The following is a 2,095-nucleotide window of genomic DNA, read 5'->3' as shown; positions in this document are numbered from 1 at the left end:
CCGGTGGGGTTGACGGGCGTTCGAGCGTGCAGGATGGCGGCATGGATCTTCGAATCTTCACGGAGCCCCAGCAAGGGGCCACCTACGACACCCTGCTCGCCGTCGCCAAGGCCACCGAGGACCTCGGCTTCGACGCCTTCTTCCGGTCGGACCACTACCTCCGCATGGGTTCCGTCGACGGGCTGCCCGGTCCCACGGACGCGTGGATCACGCTCGCCGGTCTGGCGCGCGAGACCAAGCGGATCAGGCTGGGCACCCTCATGACGGCCGGCACCTTCCGGCTGCCCGGTGTGCTGGCCATCCAGGTGGCGCAGGTCGACCAGATGTCGGGCGGCCGGGTCGAGCTGGGCCTGGGCGCGGGCTGGTTCGAGGACGAGCACAAGGCGTACGGCATCCCCTTCCCCAAGGAGAAGTTCGCCCGCCTGGAGGAGCAGCTGGAGATCGTCACCGGCCTGTGGTCGACGGAGGTCGGCAAGACCTTCAGCCACGACGGCACGCACTACCAGCTCACCGACTCCCCGGCCCTGCCCAAGCCCGCACAGGCCAAGGTCCCGGTGCTCATCGGCGGCCACGGTGCGAAGCGCACCCCGCGCCTGGCCGCGCAGTTCGCCGATGAGTTCAACATCCCGTTCGCCTCGATCGAGGACAGCGAGCGGCAGTTCGGCAGGGTCCGCGCCGCCGCCGAGCAGGCCGGACGCAAGGGTGACGACCTGGTGTACTCCAGCGCGCTGGTCATCTGCGTCGGCAAGGACGACGCGGAGGTCGCCCGGCGGGCGGCGGCGATCGGCCGCGACGTGGACGAACTGAAGGCCAATGGCCTCGCCGGTTCCCCGGCCGAGGTCGTCGACAAGATCGGGAGGTACGAGGCGATCGGCGCGAGCCGCGTCTACCTGCAGTTCCTGGACCTGACCGACCTCGACCACCTGGAGCTCATCTCCTCGCAGGTGCAGTCACAGCTCTCCTGACAGCGCCGTCCCGCCTTGCGGGCGGCCCCAGTTCGTGGCCGCCGGGCTCACCCCTCCGGTGCCCGGCGGTCACTCCTCACCCGGAGGCGCGCGACGTGCCGTCAGCGGCCGGCCGAGCGCAGCCGGGTGAGGTCCACCGAGCCCTGCCCGGTGTCCCGGAGAGCGTGAAGAAGAGCGCCCGGTGACGGCGGCCGGGAGGGCTGTCATCGGGCGCTCATGGAGCGGGGGAGGTGACCGTCACACGGCGCGCGCGTGACGGTCACCTCCCCCGGTGCCGGGGCCGTGCCTACTGGGCCGACCGGCCGAAGTACTCCATCTCCGCGATGGCCACCTGACGGTCCTTGCCCGCGCCGTACGCCGAGCGCACGATCAGGCGGGCGCTGACCGCGTCGCGCACGCGGACGTCGATCTTCTGCGCGCCGCCGTCGTTGATCCGGCGCTTCATGATGTGCTCCTTGCCCGCGGAGTCGTTGACCACCAGGTCGAACTCCATGGGCCGGGCCTGTTCGGCGGCCTGCGCGCTGCGCCCCGAGGTGCCGGGCGTGATCAGCAGGTTGAGCAGGTCGGTGGGCTGGCCGAAGTCGGCCTGGAGCCACTGCCCGGCCGAGTCGCCCGCGTAGCCCGTTCCCCACCAGGTGTTGGAGTAGCCGTCGAAGGCGAGCTTGGCGGGCTGCTTCGGCGCGGAGTGCGACGCGCTGTACTTCGTGGGGTGCACGGGCACCCGCTTGGCGAAGTGGTCCTGCACGGCCCGCGCAGCCGGGGGACCGCCGAAGATCCCGCCGACGATCAGGCCCGCGACCACCGCGATGCCCACGGCGCGGGCGATCCACCGGGTGCGGTCGCGGTGCAGCCGGGGCCGCTGACCGGCGAAGGGGCCCTCCGAGGTGCGGTCCGCGGAGTCCTTCAGCGGGATCGCGCAGCTGCGGCAGAAGTGGCGGCGGGGCGCGTTGGGGGCCCCGCAGCTCGGGCACGGCACGCCGTACTCGGGGTCGGCGGGCGCGGCGGCCTGCCGGACGCGGGGCCGCGCGGCCTCCGGCCTGCCCGGCAGGACGCTGCCCGGCGCCCCCGCGGGCGCGACGGGCTCGGCGTCCGGCACCGGCACGAGCAGCGAACGGATCGCGGTGTCGGAG

At 72.9% G+C, this 2,095-nt stretch carries 2 protein-coding genes; one reads left to right on the top strand and one right to left on the bottom strand.

Going from position 1 to position 2,095, the window contains the following annotated elements:
• Positions 1 to 41 precede the first annotated feature (41 nt).
• The gene (locus tag AOK22_RS37240) at positions 42 to 965 is read left to right on the top strand and encodes an LLM class F420-dependent oxidoreductase (protein WP_055703083.1); all 924 of its coding nucleotides are present in this window, start codon (positions 42 to 44) and stop codon (positions 963 to 965) included.
• Positions 966 to 1,251: 286 nt separating this feature from the next.
• Here AOK22_RS37240 and AOK22_RS37235 read toward each other — a convergent pair.
• Positions 1,252 to 2,095, bottom strand: an 844-nt coding sequence (locus tag AOK22_RS37235; RefSeq protein ID WP_208606503.1) for a discoidin domain-containing protein, incomplete at its 5' end; no start/stop codon positions are given.

The sequence above is a fragment of the Streptomyces silaceus genome, from assembly GCF_001419745.1.
Lineage (GTDB): Bacteria > Actinomycetota > Actinomycetes > Streptomycetales > Streptomycetaceae > Streptomyces > Streptomyces silaceus.
This window is presented reverse-complemented; position numbering and strand designations above follow the sequence as displayed.

Bases quoted from the DNA above. Each gene is read 5' to 3' on its own strand.
- AOK22_RS37240 (WP_055703083.1), top strand. From the start codon at position 42: ATGGATCTTCGAATCTTCACGGAGCCCCAGCAAGGGGCCACCTACGAC.